Below are 18,129 nucleotides of genomic sequence, written 5' to 3'. Positions count from 1 at the left end.
GCGCCTCGTTTTCTCTCCCCCCTCCGATGAATCTACATACTCTGCGTGAAGAATGGCTGGGCAACGTCCGTGGCGACGTGCTGTCCGGCCTGGTGGTGGCGCTCGCCCTGATCCCCGAAGCCCTGGCATTTGCCGTCATCGCGGGGGTCGATCCGCAGGTGGCGCTGTACGCGGCGTTCTGTATCGCCGTGGTGTCATCCATCGCCGGTGGCCGGCCGGCCATGATCTCCGCCGCCACGGGCGCGGTCGCCTTGCTCATCACCGGCCTGGTCAAGGACCATGGCGTGCAGTACCTGTTCGCCGCGGCGCTGCTGGCGGGCGGTTTGCAGATCGTGGCAGGCCTGTTGCGGCTGGGGGCCTTGATGCGCTTCGTGTCCAGGTCGGTGATCACCGGCTTCGTCAACGCGCTGGCGATCCTGATCTTCATGGCCCAGCTGCAGGAGTTCCATAACGCCCATTGGAGCGTGTATGCGCTGGTGGCGGGCGGCCTGGCGATCATCTACCTGTTCCCGCGCATCACCCGCGCGGTGCCGTCGCCGCTGGTGTGCATCGTCGTGCTCACCGTCCTGGCCGTGTGGCTGCACCTGCCGGCGCGCACGGTGGGCGACATGGGCATGTTTCCGGACAGCCTGCCACATTTCGCGCTGCCGATGGTGCCGTGGACGATGGACACCTTGCGCATCATCTTCCCGTACTCCCTGGCGATCGCCGTGGTCGGTCTGCTGGAATCGCTGATGACGGCCGCCATCGTCGATGATTTCACCGACACCGACAGCGACAAGAACCGCGAGTGCCGCGGGCAAGGTTTCGCGAATATCTTCTCGGGCCTGCTGGGTGGCATGCCGGGCTGCGCCATGATCGGCCAGTCCGTGATCAACGTGAAGTCCGGCGGACGTGGCCGCCTGTCGACCTTCGTGGCGGGCGTGTTCCTGCTGATACTCGTGGTCTTCCTGGGACCGTGGGTGCGGCAGATCCCCATGGCCGCGCTGGTGGCGGTGATGATCATGGTGTGCATCAGCACCTTCAGCTGGAAGTCGCTGGCGAACCTGCGCACGCATCCGCGCAGCTCGTCCGTGGTGATGCTGGCCACGGTCGTGGTGGTGGTCGCCACCGGCAACCTGGCCATCGGCGTGGGGGTGGGCGTGCTGCTCAGCGCGCTGTTCTTCGCGTCCAAGGTGCATCGCATGTTCGCGGTGGAAACCAGCACGCTGGACGAGGGCCGGGCGCGCCGCTATGCCGTGCGCGGCGAAGTGTTTTTCGCGACGTCGCAGGCCCTGGTGGCCGAGTTCGACTTCAAGGAGCCCGTCGAGCGCGTGATCCTGGACCTGGAAGGCGCGCACTTCTGGGACATCACCGCAGTCGATGCGCTGGACCGCGTGGTCCACAAATTCCGCCGCCACGGCGTGGCCGTCGAAGTGCTGGGCTTGAATCGCGCCAGCGCGACCATGGTCGAGAAATTCGGCACCCACGACAAAGGTGGCGCGGCGCCGGCGGCGGGGCATTAGGGCCTGATAACGCTGGAACAATAGCTCCTGGAACAATGGCTCCAGGACCAATGGTTCCTAGAACAGCCCCAGCTGCCCGTCCGTCAGTTGCGTGAAATCATCGCCGACAAAGGCCAGGATGGCGTCGGCGATGGGCTGCAGCTGCTTCGTCACGTAGTGCTCGTAGTCGATGCCGGCCTGGCGGTTCTCCAGGGGCTCGGGGCCCGTTAGCGTCATCACGTAGCTGATCCAGCCGCCGTTCTGGTATTGCATGGGCCGTTGCTGGCGCTGGTTGTACTCGTCGGCACTGCGCGCGGCGCGCACATGGGGCGGCACGTTGCGTTCGTAATGGTCCAGGCGGCGGCGCAGGCGCTTGCGGTAGACCAGCAATTCGTCCAGTTCGCCGGCGCGGGTACGGCGCACGAAATCGCGGATGTAATCGCGGTAAGGTTCGCGCTTGAAGATGCGCAGATACAGCTCCTGCTGGAATTGGCGCGCCAGCGGCGACCAGTCCGTGCGTACGGATTCCAGACCCTTGAACACCACTTCATCGCTGCCGTCCGCGCGCCGCACCAGGCCGGCGTAGCGCTTCTTGCTGCCTTCCTCGGCGCCGCGCACGGTGGGCATCAGGAAACGCTGGAAGTGGTTTTCGTACTGCAGCTCCAGGGCGCTTTCCAGGCCATACTCCTGCCGCAGATGCTCGCGCCACCACAGGTTGATGCCGGCGACCAGCTCGCGGCCGATGCGCGCCGCGTCGTCCTCGGCCCGGGCGCGGCCCAGCCAGACGAAGGTGGAGTCGGTGTCGCCGTAGATCACGATATGGCCCTGGGCCTCGATCAGCTCGCGCGTGCGCTGCATGATGTCGTGGCCGCGCAGGGTGATGGATGAAGCCAGCCGCGCATCGAAGAAGCGGCAGCCGGGCGAACCCAGCACGCCGTACAGCGAGTTCATGATGATCTTCAAGGCCTGCGACAGGGCCTTGTTGCCCGCGCGCTTGGCGGCATCGCGGCTGTCCCAGATGCGTTCCACGATGGCGGGCAGGCTGTGGCGCGTGCGCGAGAAGCGCGCGCCGGCGTAGCCCGCCACCGAGGCGTCCGCGCCCGGCTGGCGCAGGCCTTCGATCAGGCCCACGGGGTCGATCAGGAAGCTGCGGATGATGGACGGGTACAGGCTCTTGTAGTCCAGCACCAGCACCGATTCATACAAACCGGGACGCGAGTCCATGACGAAGCCGCCCGGGCTGGCGCGCGGCGGCTGCGCGCCCAGGCGGGGCGCCACGAAGCCGTTGCGATGCATCAGGGGCAGATACAAGTGCTCGAAGGCCGCCACCGAGCCACCGCTGCGATCGGCGGCCAGGCCGGTGACGGTGGCGCGTTCCAGCAGGAAGGTCAGCAATTCCGTCTTGTCGAAGACGCGGGTGACCAGCTCGCAGTCCTGCAGGTTGTAGCGGGCCAGGGCCGGCTTGTCCTGCGCGAACATGCGGTTGATCTCGTCCATCCGGTGGTAGGGATCGTCGATGGCCTTGCCGGTGCCCAACAGGCTTTGCGCCACGTATTCCAGGCTGAAGGAAGGGAAGCTCCAGGTGGCCGAGCGCAGGGCTTCGATGCCGTCGATGATCAGGCGGCCGGCCGCGGCGGCGAAATAGTGCTGCGGGCGGGCGCCGTGCTCGCGCCATTCCATGACCGCGCCGCCGCGGCCCAGGCGCAGGGGGATGCCCAGGCGCTGTGAGTGTTCATGCAGCACGCGCAGGTCGAACTGCACCACGTTCCAGCCGATTACGGCGTCGGGGTCGTGACGGGCCAGCCAGTCGTTCAGGCAACGCAGCAGCGCGCCGCGGTCGGTGCAGTATTCGAGATCGAAGTCCTGGCCGTCGGCGCCGGCGACCCGTTCCGTGCCGGCCGTCTGTCCCAGCATATAGACCTGGCGTTGTCCGCAGCCTTGCAGACCGATGCAATAAAGATTGCCGCGCTGGTCGGTTTCGATGTCCAGCGACACCAGGCGCAATGTGGGGCGATAGTCAGGTTCCGGCTTCAGGGATGCGTCCAGGACGACGCCGCCGGCATCGAGCTGGCCGGTGACCCGCAACGGCGCCGTGATGAAGCGTTCCATCAGGTAGCGTTCGGGCGGGCGGATGTCGGCTTCGTAGACATCGACGCCGGCTTCGAGCAGACGTTTTTCCAGGCGCATCATCTGGCGTTGCTGCTTGCAGTACAGGCCCAGCACGGGGCGGTGCTGAAAATCCTGCAGCGCCAGGGGCCGCAATTCGCCATCAGTTTCCCCACGCAGGGCTTGTTCGGCCTGGGCTTGCTGCGCTGCCGGGATGAAGGCCACCGACGGCTGCGGCGGAACCCTGACGAGTAGCGGGCCGGTGTCGGTGGCCAGCCAGTATTCGACTTCGGTGCCCGTGGGCGTGTCGCGCCAATGCCGGGTCAGCAGGAAACCCTGGCGGGAGAATTCGGGAGGCATGGCCGGGGCGGATATACTGTTCATGGATACAGTATTTTGCCATGAGCCCGTCAGATTCCCCGTCCGCCCGTTTTTTTCCCTTGAATGCTTGCGCCGAGGCAGGCCCGGGCGCCCGTGCGCACGGGGCGGAGGCCGCCGCCATCATCGACGCCGCCGCCCGCCTGGCGCGTCCCGCCGGCGAAGACGGCCCGGATCCTCACTACTATCTGCGCAATTTCGCTTTTGCCCTGGCCTGGATCGCCGAGCGTTACGGGGATCTGCTGGACGCTGACGAGCGGGCCTTTCTTCATGACTATGCCGGACTGCCGCGCCCGTCGCAGGCTTTGCTGGCCCGCATGCTCATGCGTAAGGGGCCGTATTTCCGTGGGGATACGCTGCACTACGCCGAAATCGGCGATCCCGGCGCCGCGCTCGGGCCCTTGCTGGCTTTGGGCTGGCTGGACGCGGATCCCGAGTTGACCCTGGACGCGCTGTTCGCGGTGCTGCGCCAGGCGGAACTGGCGCGTTTGTTCGCGGGGGTGGCGCCGGCCCGCCTGTCCAAGGCGCGGCTGCTGGCCCATTTACGGGAGCAGGGCGGGCATGCCGACCCCAAGGCCTGGCGACTATGGCTGGCCGAGGGCGCTGCCGACACGATGGGCATCGAGGTGCTGGAGGTCCGCATCACGGCCCTGGCCGAGCGCTTCCGCCTGATGTTCTTCGGCAATTTGCGCCAGGACTGGACCGAGTTCGTCCTGGCCGACCTGGGCATCTTCCAGTACGAGCGCGTCGAGTTTCCCGCCGCGGCAAGGGCTTTCCAGGTGCGCGCCGATATCGATACGTACTTGCGGCTGCAACGCCTGCGCGAGCGCTTCGATGACGATGCTGATGGCGACATCCTGGACGCCTTGCTCGCGGAAGCGCCGGCCCATCCCTGGGTGGGGCGGCGGCGCGCCAAGCTGTTGTTCGCCCTGGGGCGGGCGCGCGAGCGCAGGCAGGACTGGGACGGTGCGCTGGCGTGCTACCAGCCCTGCGCCTATCCCGGCGCCCGCCATCGCACGTTGCGGGTGCTGGAGCAGCGGGGCGCGGATGCTGAGGCCCTGGCCCTGGCCGAAGCCGCCCTGGCCGCGCCCGAAAGCGAAACCGAGTCCCAGTTGTTGCAACGCCTTATTCCGCGGCTGCGGCGTCGTCTGGGGCAAGGCCTTGCGACGCCAGCGCGACGGACGGCAGTCACCATGTGGGACTTGAACCTGCCACGTCCCCAAGACGGGCGCTCCGTGGAATACGTGGTGCGTGATCATCTGGCATCCGCTGACGGGCCGGTCTACTACGTCGAAAACACCTTGATCAATGCCTTGTTCGGGCTGCTGTGCTGGCCGGCCATTTTCGAACCCGTGGCGGGGGCGTTCTTCCATCCCTTTCAGCGCGGACCGGCGGATCTGTACGATCCCGGCTTCGCGGGCGCGCGGCGGGCGGCCTTCGATGCCTGCCTGGCGCGGCTGGATGACGGCAGCCATGCCGACGTGATCCGCGCGAACTGGCGCGACAAGGCCGGTCTGATTTCGCCTTTCGTGGCGTGGGGCGCCCTGGATGAGGGCTTGCTCGACGTGGCCTTGCACTGCCTGCCGCCCCGGCATATGAAGCTCTGGTTCACGCGCATCCTGGCGGACGTCAAGACCAATGCCAGCGGTTTGCCTGACCTGGTGCGCTTCTGGCCGGCCGAGCGGCGCTATGCGCTGATCGAGGTCAAAGGGCCGGGCGATCGGCTGCAGGACAATCAGCTGCGCTGGATCGCGTACAACCACGCGAATGGTATTCCCGTGCAGGTTTGCCGGGTGGCGTGGGCGGAGGCGGCCGCGTGAGCTATACCATCGCCGTGCGGGCCCTGTGCGAGTTCACCGCGCGCGCGGGCGACCTGGACACCCGCTTCACACCGGCGCCGACCGGGCAGGAAGGCACTGCCGGCCACCAGGCCGTCGTCGCCCGCAGGGCCGCCGGTTACGAAGCGGAAGTCGCCCTGGAAGGGTTTTATCGGCCGACGGATGGTGTCGCCGCGGGCGTGCCGGGCGCAAGCGCTGGCGATGTCGCGACGGACGCCGGCGACGCCGTCACGCTGCGTGTGCGCGGCAGGGCGGATGGCTACGATCCTGGCAAGCATCGGCTGGAGGAGATCAAGACGCGGCGCGCATCGGCGGATCGCGTGCCGGACAATCAGCGGGCCGTGCATTGGGCGCAGGCCATGGTCTATGGACATCTGCTTTGCCTGGCGCGCGGCTTCGCCGATCTGGAAGTGGCGCTGGTGTACTTCGAACTGGGCACCCAGGAAGAAACCGTGTTGACGCGCGCGTGTTCCGCGGCGGAGCTGGCGGCCTTCTTCAACGAACAGTGCCAACGCTTCCTGGCCTGGGGCCAACAGGAATCCACGCATCGCGACGCTCGCGATACAACCCTGCGCGGCATGGCCTTTCCGCAGGCCGCGTTCAGGCCGGGGCAACGCGAACTGGCCGCGGCCATCTATCGCGTCGCGCGCGACGGCAAGCCCTTGCTGGCGCAGGCGCCGACAGGCATCGGCAAGACCTTGGGCAGTCTCTTCCCCATGCTCAAGGCCATGCCCGCGGCGCCGCTGGATCGTGTGTTCTTTCTGTGCGCCAAGACGGCCGGCAGGCAGGCGGCCCTGGATGCGGTGGCGAAGGTGCGCGACGCGTCGCCTTTGCTGCCCTTGCGCACGCTGGAGCTGGCGGCTCGTGAACAGTCCTGCGTCTATCCGGGCCGCGATTGCAATGGTGAAGACTGCCCGCTGGCGCGCGGTTTCTACGACCGCCTGCCGGCCGCGCGCGCCGAAGCGGCGCTGGCGCCGGTGCTGGACCGGCCGGCTTTGGCCAGCATTGCCGCGGGGCACGGCATCTGCCCGTACTACCTGGGTCAGGAGATGGCGCGCTGGTCCGACGTGGTCATCGGAGACTACAACTATTACTACGACTACAACGGCCTGCTGCATGGCTTGACGCAGGCTTTGCAATGGCGCGTCGGCGTGCTGGTGGACGAGGCCCACAACCTGGTCGAGCGTGCCCGCGGCATGTATAGCGGACAACTGTCGGCCGCGCAGCTGTCGCTGGCGCGGCGGGCGGCGCCGAAGTTTCTGCGCAAGCCTTTGGATAACTTGCGCAGGGTGTGGCGCGCCAGCCTGGGTGAGCGGGCGGAGGAGGGCTATCGGGTCTATGACGATCTGCCGGGCGGCCTGCTGACGGCTTTGCAGCGTACCGGCGCCACGCTGGCGGAGTACTTTGCCGAGCCCGCGGCCGAGGCGGAAGAGGACCTGCTGACGTTCTATTTCGACTTGCTGCGGTTCTTGCGCCTGGCGGAAAGCCATGGCGCGCACTCGCTGTTCGATGCGATGCCGGCCGAGCCGGAGCGAGGTGCGGGGGCCCGGGTCGGCCGCGAAATCGCTTCCGTCGGTGCGCGGGCGGATGGGGCCGGCCTGGCACAGGCCGCGGGCGTCGCGCTTCCGCAGGCAAAGCAGCGGGCGCAGGCATTGGAGACGCTGTGCGTTCGCAATGTCATTCCAGCGCCGTTCCTGACGCCGAAGTTCGCCGCCGCGCATGCGACGGTGCTGTTTTCGGCGACCTTGAGTCCCGCGCATTTCTATCGCGATACTTTGGGCCTGCCCGCGGACTGCCCGTGGGTGGATGTGCCGGGTCCGTTCCAGCGGGACCAGCTTGCGATCCATCTGGTGGATCGCGTATCGACGCGGTTTCGCGACCGGGCGGCGTCGGTGGCGCCTATCGTCGACCTGATGGCGCGAGCTTATGGCCAGCAGGCGGGTAACTATCTGTGCTTTTCCAGCAGCTTCGATTATCTGGCGCTGTTGGCGGAGCATCTGGCGCGTACGCATCCGGGGATACCGATGTGGCGGCAGGCGTCGGGGATGGATCCCAAGGCGCGCGCGGAGTTTCTGGATCGTTTCGTGGCGGATGGGCAGGGGATAGGGTTCGCGGTATTGGGTGGGGCGTTTGGTGAAGGGGTGGACTTGCCGGGGTCCCGGCTTATCGGCGCGTTCATCGTTACGTTGGGACTGCCGCAGATGAATCCGGTCAACGAAGAAATGATGCGCCGCATGCAGGCGCGCTTTGGCCAGGGCTACGACTACACGTATCTCTATCCCGGCCTGCGGAAAGTGGTGCAGGCCGCCGGCCGTGTGATCCGGTCTGAAGCCGACCGCGGCAGCGTGTACCTGATCGACGACCGCTACCGCCGCCCGGAGGTACGCCGCCTGCTGCCCACGTGGTGGGAGGTATAGCCCCCCGTACCGCGCGCCCCCCAAGGGGCGGCACTGGCGGACCGGCGAAGCCGGCTCCGCCATGCCTGCGATTGACGAGACCTGTGCATTGCACAGGTTTTTTTTTGGACAAACGCAGGGCCACGCGGCCGGCGGCGCGCCCCGCGCGCGCCACGCATGCCTACGCCCCGTCAGGGGCGCGGGCACTCCATCTCCCCATCGGGGAAATCCCTAGCTGCACCGGTAGCGCCAGGCTATATAGAATGATTTTTATAGAATACTCAGGTATCGAAGAACAATACCTAAGCCAAACGAATAAAAGCACCCTGGCAAACAGCACCCAAACAGGTATCCCACCCCATGCAAGCAAACGAGTACACCTCCCTGGACGGCCTGGCCCTGGCGGATCTGCTCCACCGCAAGGAAGTCACCTCCCTGGAACTGATGGAAGCCGCCATCGCGGTGGCGCGCGAGCGCGGACCAGCCCTCAACGCGCTTACCTACGAACGCTACGACGAAGCCCTGCAATGGGCGCGCGACTGGCAAGCCACCGGCCCCTTCCGCGGCATTCCTTTCCTGCTGAAAGACTCCGGCTTCGCATCGCGCCGTTTCCCGTCCAGCCTGGGCTCGCGGCTGTTCAACGACATGACCTACACCTACGACGCCACCGTCGCGAGCCGTTTCGAGCAAGCCGGGTTGATCCCCTTCGCCCGCTCCACGGTGTCGGAACTCTGCATGGGACCCTCCACCGAAGCCGTGCGTAACGGCGGCGCCACGCTCAACCCCCGCGACCTGACCCGCTCCGTGGGCGGGTCCAGCGGCGGCGCCGCGGCGGCCGTCGCCGCCGGCATCGTGCCGGTCGCGCATGGCAGCGACGGCGGCGGCTCCATCCGTATCCCCGCTGCGTGCTGCGGCGTCTATGGCCTCAAGCCCTCGCGCGGCCGCGTCCCCATGGGACCCGCGCGTGGCGAAGGGTGGGGCGGCATGGCGTCGGACGGCGTGCTCACCCGCACGGTGCGCGACACTGCAGCGGCCATGGACGCCATCAGCGGCTACGAACGGGGCGCGCCCTATGCGGCGCCCCCCAAGCCGGATTCCTACCTGGACACGATCGGCGAGCAGCATGCGACGCCCTTGCGCATCGCCGTCTGGCGGCGCGGCTGGAATGACATCGAACCCGCCCCCGAGTGCCTGGCGGCCCTGGAGCGCACGGTCGCATGGTGCCGCGAACTGGGCCATGAAGTGGTCGACGCGACGGTCCCGGACCTCGACTACAGCGGTTTCGTGCGGGCTCATGGCACCGTGCTGGCCACCAATATCGTCATCGCCGTCGATGCTCGCCTTCAGGTGCTGGGCCGCAGCCTGCGCGACGACGACATCGAGCCCGTGCTGCGCGACGGCTACGAAGTGGGCAAGGGCCTGCACGCCACGCAGTACGCCGATTCGATCACGCGTTTCCATGCGATCAGCCGCATCATCGAAAACGCCATGGCCGGCTTCGACGTGGTGCTGACGCCGACGCTCACGCAATTGCCGGCCAAGCTGGACGAACTGGGCCTGAACCGGGGCGGCTTCTGGGATTTCCGTAGCAAGGTGTCCCGCTACGCCACATTCCTGGCCGTCATCAACGCCTCGGGCCAACCCGCGGCCAGCCTGCCCTTGAACTGGACGGCCGACGGCGTGCCGGTGGCCTCGCAACTGATCGGCCACTTCGGCCGCGAAGACGTCATCTTGCGCCTGTCCGCACAACTCGAACGCATCGCGCCCTGGGCCCAGCGGCCCATCGTGCTGCCGGCCTGAGCCAACCAACCCGCGTCCGGAAAACACCCGGAAACGCACCGACAACGCAACGACAACAAGGGGAAGTCATGCACATCAACAAGCTTCATGCCGCCGCGCTCTGGTGCGCGGCCCTCATCGTGCCGATGCTGGCGCCGGCCGCGGTCCATGCTGAAACCAAGGCCCGCATCGTCATGCACGCCCCCTTGCGCGTGCTCGATCCCATCCTGACGCCGGCCTACATCACGCGCAACCACGGCTATCTGATCTACGACACGCTGTTCGCGATGGACGCCCAGTCGCGGCCGCAGCCGGAAATGGTCGATACCTGGAAGGTGTCCGACGACAAGCTCACGTACACCTTCACGCTGCGCCCCGGCTTGAAATTCCATGACGGCGCGCCCGTCACCGCCGACGACGTGGTGGCATCCCTGCAGCGCTGGGAAGCCGTCGACATCGTCGGGCGCCGCCTGAAAGGCGCCACCGACACGCTGACGGCCAGCGACGCCAACACCTTCACGTTGAAACTGAAGCAGCCCTTCGGCCTGGTGCTGGACGCGCTGGCACGCCCGAGTTCGGTGGTGCCCTTCATCATGCCCAAGCGCATCGCGCAGACGCCGCCCACGACCGCCATCACGGAATACATCGGCTCCGGGCCCTACAAGTTCGTGGCCGCCGACTTCCAGCCTGGCGTCAAGGCCACCTACGTCAAGTTCACCGACTATGTGCCGCGCAAGGAGCCCGCCAGCGGTTTCGCCGGCGGCAAGGTCGCCACCCTGGACCGCATCGAGTTGGTCAACATCTCGGACGCGCAGACCGCCGTCAACGCCTTGCGCAACGGCGAGATCGATTTCGTCGAGGACGTACCGCCCGACCTGATGCCGCAACTGCAGGACGCCAAGGGCATCACCCTGAAATCCTTCGGCAAGAACAGCATGATGTTCACGCTGCGCATGAACTGGCTGCAGCCGCCCTTCAATAATCCGAAGGTGCGCCAGGCCGCGTTGGCGGCTCTGAACCAGAGCGACTTCCTGGAAGCGCAGATCGGCGACGCCAAGGTCTATCAACTGTGCGGCGCCGTGCTGTCCTGCGTGTCGCCTTACTCGTCCGAAGAGGGCGCCACCCAGGTCAAGGCGCCGGATCTCAAGCACGCCAGGCAGTTGCTGAAGGATAGCGGCTACAAGGGCGAGAAGGTGGTGATCCTGCATGCGACGGATCTGCCCATTTTCACCAACATCGCGCCGGTTACCGCCGACGCGCTGCGGGCGATAGGCATGAACGTCGAGGTGCAATCCATGGACTTCACCACGCTGCTGGCCCGCCGTACCAAGAAGGATCCGGTGGAGCAGGGCGGCTGGAGCATTTTCCAGTCCAACATGACCAGCCTGGAGCTGATGTCGCCAGTGGGCAATCCCAATCTGGACGGCGGCGGCGACAAGGGCTATCCCGGCTGGACCAAGGACGAGGTGATGGAAGATCTGTGCAACCGTTTCGCCGCCACCAGCGACGAGGCCGAGCGCAAGACCCTGGCCCTGGAGATCCAGCGCCGTTCCTACGCCCAGGTGATGTTCGTGCCGCTGGGCGGCTATTCCAAGTTCAAGGGCTATGACGCGAAGTTCGCCAACATGGTGGACGCGCCGGTTCCCCTGTTCTGGTCGAAGTAAGCGTCAGGAGCGCTACCTCTCATGTTCAACCTGATCCTCAAGCGCCTGCTGGCGGCCATCCCGGTCATGCTGGTGGTGGCAACGGTGGTTTTCCTGCTGCTGCGCCTGGCGCCCGGCGATCCCGCGCGCATCATCGCCGGCGATATGGCCAGCGAGCAGACCGTGGCCGAGATCCGCGCCGACATGGGCCTGGACCAGCCCATGGCCACCCAGTACATGCTGGCCATGGGCGCCTTGCTGCGCGGCGACCTGGGCGCGTCCGTGCTGTCCAAGGAACCCGTCAGCAAGCTGATCGGCCAACGCCTGGGGCCGACCCTGGCCCTGGCGCTGTGCGCCATCCTGGTGACGGTGGCGTCGGCCGTGCCTCTGGGTGTCATGGCGGCATGGTGGCATGGCCGCCTGATCGACCGGCTGACGCTGGCTGCCACCACCTTGGCGTTCTCCATCCCCGCCTTCGTCGTGGGCTATCTGCTGATTCTGCTGTTTTCGGTCAAGCTGGGCTGGCTGCCGGTGCAGGGCTATGCCAGCGTTGCCCAGGGCTTCGGTGTGTTCGCGTACCACATGGCCTTGCCCACCATCACCCTGGCCGTGGTCTTCATCGCCCTGATCACCCGCATCACGCGCGCCAGCATGCTGGACGTGCTGGGCGAGGACTTCGTGCGCACGGCGCGCGCCAAGGGCGTGTCGGAGCGCTATGTCCTGTACCGCCATGCGCTGCGCAACGCCGCGGTGCCCATCGTCACGGTGGTGGGCCTGGCGTTGACGACCATGATCAGCGGCGTGGTGGTGACGGAGACCATCTTCAACATTCCCGGCGTGGGCCGGCTCATCGTCGACGCCGTGATGGCGCGCGACTATCCGGTGGTGCAGGGGACGATCCTGTTCTTCTCCTTCGTCTACGTGTTCATCAATCTGGCGATCGATCTGGCGTACGTGCTGCTCGATCCGCGTATCCGTTATTGATCCGGGTTAGACCTATGACCGTGAAGTCTCTTGCTGGAGCCTCGCTCCCGGCGCCGCGGGTGTCCCGCCTGCGCCTTGCCGTCTCCGTGCTGGCGCGCGACCCCTGGATGCTGGGCGGCCTGCTGCTCTTGCTGGTCCTGGTGGCGGGCGCTGTGCTGGCGCCTGTCATCACCTGGCACGACCCCGCCAGCCTGGCGCCGCGCATGCGCCTGAAGCCCTTCAGCGCCGATTATTGGTTCGGCACCGACTCGCTGGGGCGCGATCTGTTCTCCCGCGTGCTGTATGGCGGCCGCCTGTCCATCACCCTGGCGGCCCTGGTCAGCGTCATCTCCGTGATCGCCGGGCTGGCGCTGGGCGTGCTGGCCGGCTATTTCCGGCGACTGGACGCGGTGATCATGCGCATCATCGACGGCATCATGGCGATCCCCGGCCTGCTGCTGGCCATCGCCATGGTGGCCCTGGGCGGCGCCACGATACCCACGATGGTCACCGCCATCGCCATTCCGGAGATTCCCAGGGTGGCGCGCCTGGTGCGCAGCGTGGTGCTGTCAGTGCGCGAGGAGCCTTATGTGGAGGCCTCGCTGGGCATGGGCACGCCGGTGTGGAAAGTGTTGTGGCGCCATGTGCTGCCCAGCACCATCAATCCGCTGGTGGTGCAGGCCACTTTCATCTGCGCGTCGGCCATCCTGATCGAAGCCGTGCTCGGTTTCCTGGGACTGGGCTTTCCGCCGGAGATTCCCAGCCTGGGCAGCATCATCGCCGAGGGGCGTCCGTACTTCCAGCGCGCGCCGTGGATCGTGCTGTATCCGGGCCTGTACCTGGCGTTGTTGATCTTGTCGGTGAACCTGTTCGGCGATGGCTTGCGCGACCGCCTCGATCCCCGCATGGCCCGTAAACGGAAAGGCTGAACCATGTCTTCTCATCCCATACTTGAAATCCGCGATCTCAAGGTGCGCCTGCCGGGCTCGGGCGACCGCCGTTATGCGGCCGAGGGCATCAGCCTTGCCGTGGGCGAACGCGAGATTGTCTGCATCGTCGGCGAGTCGGGCTCCGGCAAGTCGGTTACCGCCGGTGCCGTCATGGGCCTGCTGCCCAAGGATGTGCTGCACCGGGAAAGCGGGCAGATCCTGCTGTCCGGCAAGGACATCACGAATGCCTCCCTGAGCGAGCTGCGCGCGCTGCGCGGCGACCGCATGGCAATGATCTTCCAGGAGCCGATGACGGCGCTGAACCCGCTCATGAAAGTGGGTGATCAGGTGGCCGAGATCTTCCAGTTTCATGGCCCCGCACTAAGCGCTCGGGACATCGATAGCCGGGTGCTGGACCTGCTGGCCGATGTCCGGCTGCCTGCGCCGGAAACGCTGCGCCATGCGTATCCGCACCAGTTGTCCGGCGGCCAACGCCAACGGGTGATGATCGCCATGGCGCTGGCGATGGAACCGGCGCTGATCATCGCCGATGAACCGACGACGGCATTGGATGTGACGTCGCAGGCCCAGGTGCTGCGTCTGTTGCATGGCCTGCGCGAGCGGCACAACACGGGCATCCTGTTCATCACCCATGACTTCGACGTGGTGGCCGAGATCGCCGATCGGGTGATCGTGATGCAGAGCGGCCGCATCGTGGAAAGCGGCAGCGCCGCCGACGTGCTGGCCAATCCGCAGCATCCTTACACACGCAAATTGCTGGATGCCGTGCCCAAAGGGCATTTCGGCGCCAGCGAAGCGGCGGCGGCGCGGCTGCCGCTGCTGCAGGTGGAGAACCTGGGCATGCGTTTCGAGACCACCAGCCTGCTGCGTGGCAAGCGGCGGGTGGTCGATGCACTGGTCGATGTGTCGCTGACCCTGGGCGAGGGTGAAACCTTGGGCGTGGTGGGGGAGTCGGGCTCCGGCAAGACGACCCTGGGCCGTTGCCTGGCGCATTTCGCGCATCCGACCAGCGGGCGCATCCTGATGCAGGGCCAGGATATCTCGCGCTTGACGCGGGGGCAGTGGCGGCAGTGGTGCAAGCGGATTCAGATGGTGTTCCAGGATCCTTATCGGTCTTTCAATCCGCGGGTGACCATCGGCAAGGCCTTGGCCGAAGGGCCCATGAATTACGGGGCGACGGCGACGCAGGTGCGCGAGCGCATGCTGGAGATGCTGGATCTGGTGAGCATCGATGCCAGCGCGCTGGAGCGCTATCCGCACGAGTTTTCCGGCGGGCAGCGGCAGCGCATCTCGATCGCGCGGGCCTTGATGATGGAGCCGGAGATCCTGGTGGCCGACGAAGCGGTGTCGGCGCTGGATGTCTCCGTACAGGCGCAGATCCTGGACTTGCTGGAAACCGTGCGGGAGCGGCTGGGGTTGAGCATGATCTTCATCACGCATGACCTGCGGGTGGCGGCACGCCTGTGCCATCGCATCGCCGTGATGCAGCGGGGCCGCCTGATGGAAATCGGCACCGCCGAGGAGGTCTTCAGCCGGCCACGCAGCGACTACACGAAGGAGCTGCTTGCCGCGATCCCCGGGCAGCAGTTGGGCGCCGCCGCCCTTGTGCCTGCATAGGTGTTTATTTTATGTGGGGGCGGAGCCCCCCACGCCCCAGTGGGGGCCGCCCTCCAGGCGGGCTCCTAAGGCGGGGCTCCGCTCCACGGGGGCCATCGCATGAAACAAGCTGCCCCCAACGGGGGCTATGGGGGCGGAGCCCCCATGAATCAAAAAACAGTCTTCCTTCGAGAAAAAGGATATCCGTGACCCGCGTCGCCCTGCTAAGCCACTCCGCCAACCTGGCTTACTTCCAACCGCTGCTCAACGAACTCGACCCCACGCTGAGGATCACGACCTGGCCCGACCAAGCCTGCCTGGAAGCCGACATCGCCGTCTGCTGGAACTCGCCGCCCGGCATCTACGCAAAGATGCCGCAACTGCGCTTGATCCACAGCATTGCCGCGGGTGTCGACAACGTGCTGGCCGGCCAGGATGCCCGCGACCTGCCGGTCTGCCGGGTGGTCGACCCCATGCTGGCGCAGGGCATGCTGCAATACGTCCTATGGGCCGTCCTGCACTTCCATCGCAAGCTGGACGTCGCCATGGCCAACCAGCGCCAGGCCATGTGGAAGCGCCCGCCTCAGCAAGCCGCCAAAGACTTCCGCGTGGGCCTGATGGGTCTGGGCGAACTGGGCGGCCTCATCGGCGCCACCTTGCCCACCCTGGGCTATACCGTCAACGGCTGGTCCCGCAGCCCGCGCGAACTGCCTGGCGTGCGCATGTTCAGCGGCGCCGACGGCTATGAGGCCTTCCTCGGCCAGACCGACCTGCTGGTGTGCCTGCTACCCCTCACCGACAGCACGCGCGGCATCCTCGATCGCCGTACCTTCGCGGCCCTGCCGCCGGGCGCCGCCGTGGTCAATTGCGGCCGTGGCGAACATCTGGTCGTGGACGACCTGATCGCCGCCCTGCAGTCGGGCCACCTGCGTGGCGCCGTACTTGACGTCTTCACCCAGGAACCGCTGGCCACCGATCATCCGCTATGGCGCACGCCCGGTGTGGTGGTGACGCCGCACATGGCGACCATGGCGGCGTCCGCGACCGTGGCCGCGCAGATCGTCGCCAACATCCATCGCCTGCGCGACGGCCAGGCACTGGTCAACCAGGTCGATATGGAAAGAGGCTACTGAGTCCGCCGCATGCCGCCGCAAGCTAGCCGCAATCATCCGCGTGAATCCCGACAGCTCCTGAACACAGCCAAGCCCAATAACCCCGATATCCCCATAACTCCGAAAACGCCGAGAACCTCCATGTACATCGAAGATCCCGCCTTCACCATCCCCACCGGCAAGCCGGCCCCCGTCGACCCGCAGATCGCCGAATTCATGCGCCTGATGGCCAAGGACGCGTCGCAGTATCCGCGTCGCGACACCATCGCCATTGAAGAAGGCCGCGCCAACGCCGAGAAAGTGCGCCTGCCCTGGGCCCAGGGCGGTCCCGCCATGGCGCGCACCGTCGAACATCGCGTCGGCACCCGCTACGGCACCCACCTGCGTGTGCGGGTCCACTATCCCAGGGAGCGCAAGCTGACCGGCGCCCTGGTCTACATCCACGGCGGCGGCTTTGTGCTGTTCAGCATCGACACCCACGATCGCATCATGCGCGAATACGCGGAACGCGCCGGCGTGGTGGTGATCGGCATGGACTACACCCGCGCCCCCGATGCCAAATTCCCCCAGCCCCTGGAGGAATGCATAGACGTGTTCCGCTGGGTCCACGACAACGCCGCCATGCTGGACGTCGATCCCGCCCAGCTTTTCCTGGGCGGCGATTCGGCGGGCGCCAACATGACCATGGGCGCGTGCCTGACCCTGCGCGATGCCGGCTTGCAGCTGGTCAAGGGCGTGGTCCTGAACTACGGCGGTTTCGGCAGCAACCTGTTCCGCAATTCGGTGGTGCGCTACGGCTCGGGGGAATACGGCCTGTCCCTGCACATGATGATCTGGTTCCGCGGCATGCATATGGCGCGCGGCGAAGACTTCATCAATCCGCGCGCCGACATCCTGCGGGCGGACCTGCGCGGCCTGCCGCCCGCCTTTCTGGTGGTGACCGAGTGCGATCCCCTGCATGACGACAGCGTCGAGCTGGAACGCAAGATGCGCGAAGCGGGTGTCGAGGTGCAATCCAAGGTCTACCCCGGCACCGTGCACAGCTTCCTGGAGGCCGTCTCCATCGCCGACATCGCCGGCGTGGCCTTCGACGACACGGCGCGCTGGCTGCATGCCCAGGCCCAAGCTCAACGCGAAGCCTGAGGAGGCGCTCCATGTACACGCCGCCGGCCTATGCCGAACACGATGACGCGGCCTTGCATGCCTTCATGCGGGCGCACAGCTTCGCCACCTTGGTGACGGTGGGCGGGGCAGGGGGCGCCGAAGGCAAGACCGCGCAAGATGCCGGCGCGGCCATGGCCAACGCCACGCATCTGCCTTTCCTGTTGCGCGAGGGCGCGCACGGGCCCGTGCTGGTGACGCATCTGGCGCGCGCCAATCCCCAGTGGCGCGACCTGCAGGCGGGGGCGGCGGTGCTGGTCCTGTTCCAGGGCCCGCATGCCTTCATCTCGCCCAGCTGGTACCAGAATCAGCAGACCTTTCCCACGTGGAACTACACGGCCGTCCACTTGCGCGGTCAGCCCCGCCTGATCGAAGATCCGGAGGAGATCCGCGCGGTGCTGCACGCTACCGTGGCCACTTACGACAGGCCGCTGGGCGGTGCATGGCGCTTCGACGCAATGCCCGATACGCTGACCCTGCCGCGCTTGAAGGCCATCGCCGCCCTGGAGATTCCCATGACCCAAGTGGAGGGCAAGATGAAACTGAACCAGGACAAGTCCGTGGCCGATCGTGTGGGCGTGGTCCAGGCGCTGGAGCGCCAGGGCGACGCCAACGCCTTGGCCGTGGCGGACCTGATTCGCCGGCAGCCGGACATGGCCGGCATGCCACCGCGCGCCTGAAAGGCTTACCATGGCGGTACGCGGTGCCGCCACGGCCCGGGCC

The 18,129-nt window shown here is 66.7% G+C and carries 12 protein-coding genes; 11 read left to right on the top strand and 1 reads right to left on the bottom strand.

Translation table 11 applies throughout. The features are described from left to right. Window positions 1-26 precede the first annotated feature (26 nt). The gene (locus tag ASB57_RS08725) at window positions 27-1,505 is read left to right on the top strand and encodes a SulP family inorganic anion transporter (protein WP_057651871.1); all 1,479 of its coding nucleotides are present in this window, start codon (window positions 27-29) and stop codon (window positions 1,503-1,505) included. Between the two features lie 57 nt (window positions 1,506-1,562). Here ASB57_RS08725 and ASB57_RS08720 read toward each other — a convergent pair whose 3' ends face one another. Then, on the bottom strand, window positions 1,563-3,974 hold the full coding sequence (locus ASB57_RS08720) for a DNA polymerase II (RefSeq protein ID WP_082621468.1): 2,412 nt from the start codon (window positions 3,972-3,974) through the stop codon (window positions 1,563-1,565). A gap of 17 nt (window positions 3,975-3,991) precedes the next feature. On the opposite strand from ASB57_RS08720, the gene ASB57_RS08715 reads away from it, so the two are divergent. The 10 genes from ASB57_RS08715 to ASB57_RS08670 all read left to right on the top strand — a co-directional run bounded on the left by ASB57_RS08715 (window position 3,992) and on the right by ASB57_RS08670 (window position 18,086). Then, window positions 3,992-5,788: a VRR-NUC domain-containing protein gene (locus tag ASB57_RS08715; protein ID WP_082621467.1), complete on the top strand. Its 1,797-nt coding sequence runs from the start codon at window positions 3,992-3,994 to the stop codon at window positions 5,786-5,788. After that, window positions 5,785-8,223, top strand: a complete 2,439-nt coding sequence (locus ASB57_RS08710) for an ATP-dependent DNA helicase (protein ID WP_057656025.1) — start codon at window positions 5,785-5,787, stop codon at window positions 8,221-8,223. Before ASB57_RS08715 ends, ASB57_RS08710 begins: the two co-directional genes overlap by 4 nt. 339 nt (window positions 8,224-8,562) lie before the next feature. Continuing rightward, the gene (locus ASB57_RS08705; RefSeq protein WP_057651870.1) at window positions 8,563-10,002 is read left to right on the top strand and encodes an amidase; all 1,440 of its coding nucleotides are present in this window, start codon (window positions 8,563-8,565) and stop codon (window positions 10,000-10,002) included. 68 nt (window positions 10,003-10,070) lie between these two features. Further along, window positions 10,071-11,645: an ABC transporter substrate-binding protein gene (locus ASB57_RS08700; RefSeq protein WP_156414100.1), complete on the top strand. Its 1,575-nt coding sequence runs from the start codon at window positions 10,071-10,073 to the stop codon at window positions 11,643-11,645. Window positions 11,646-11,666: 21 nt separating this feature from the next. Further along, a complete protein-coding gene (locus tag ASB57_RS08695) occupies window positions 11,667-12,608 on the top strand; it encodes an ABC transporter permease (RefSeq protein WP_057651869.1) in 942 nt (313 codons plus the stop codon). Window positions 12,609-12,622: 14 nt separating this feature from the next. Further along, window positions 12,623-13,516, top strand: a complete 894-nt coding sequence (locus ASB57_RS08690) for an ABC transporter permease (RefSeq protein ID WP_057651868.1) — start codon at window positions 12,623-12,625, stop codon at window positions 13,514-13,516. Between the two features lie 3 nt (window positions 13,517-13,519). After that, window positions 13,520-15,154 carry an ABC transporter ATP-binding protein gene (locus ASB57_RS08685; RefSeq protein ID WP_057651867.1) on the top strand — a complete coding sequence of 545 codons (1,635 nt, stop codon included), beginning with the start codon at window positions 13,520-13,522 and terminating at the stop codon, window positions 15,152-15,154. Between the two features lie 185 nt (window positions 15,155-15,339). After that, window positions 15,340-16,266: a glyoxylate/hydroxypyruvate reductase A gene (locus ASB57_RS08680; RefSeq protein WP_057651866.1), complete on the top strand. Its 927-nt coding sequence runs from the start codon at window positions 15,340-15,342 to the stop codon at window positions 16,264-16,266. A gap of 120 nt (window positions 16,267-16,386) precedes the next feature. Beyond that, window positions 16,387-17,388: an alpha/beta hydrolase fold domain-containing protein gene (locus ASB57_RS08675; RefSeq protein WP_057651865.1), complete on the top strand. Its 1,002-nt coding sequence runs from the start codon at window positions 16,387-16,389 to the stop codon at window positions 17,386-17,388. Window positions 17,389-17,399: 11 nt separating this feature from the next. Further along, window positions 17,400-18,086: an FMN-binding negative transcriptional regulator gene (locus ASB57_RS08670; protein ID WP_057651864.1), complete on the top strand. Its 687-nt coding sequence runs from the start codon at window positions 17,400-17,402 to the stop codon at window positions 18,084-18,086. Window positions 18,087-18,129: the final 43 nt, after the last annotated feature.

The sequence above is a fragment of the Bordetella sp. N genome (assembly GCF_001433395.1).
Lineage (GTDB): Bacteria > Pseudomonadota > Gammaproteobacteria > Burkholderiales > Burkholderiaceae_B > Bordetella_C.
The sequence above is the reverse complement of the archived record's forward strand: the minus strand, read 5'-3'. Positions and strand labels throughout refer to the sequence as shown.